Annotated in this window: 1 protein-coding gene; it reads left to right on the forward strand. The window is 45.5% G+C overall.

Translation table 11 applies throughout. The features are described from left to right. A partial coding sequence (locus KDM92_RS18445) for a GTP-binding protein (protein ID WP_230408431.1) occupies positions 1–255 on the forward strand: 255 nt, incomplete at both ends.

Here is a 255-nt window from a genome sequence, read left to right on the forward strand (position 1 = left end):
ACGCACACGTTGACTGCCCAGGTCATGCTGACTATGTTAAAAACATGATTACTGGTGCGGCGCAGATGGATGGTGCGATCTTGGTTTGCTCAGCAGCTGACGGTCCAATGCCACAAACACGTGAGCACATCTTGTTGGCTCGCCAAGTTGGTGTTCCATACATCATCGTATTCTTGAATAAATGCGACATGGTTGATGACGCTGAATTGTTGGAATTGGTTGAAATGGAAGTTCGTGAATTATTGTCTAAATACG

Origin of the sequence: Affinundibacterium baiyunense, from assembly GCF_018139645.1 — a bacterium.
GTDB classification, from domain to species: Bacteria; Pseudomonadota; Gammaproteobacteria; order Burkholderiales; family Burkholderiaceae_D; genus Undibacterium; species Undibacterium baiyunense.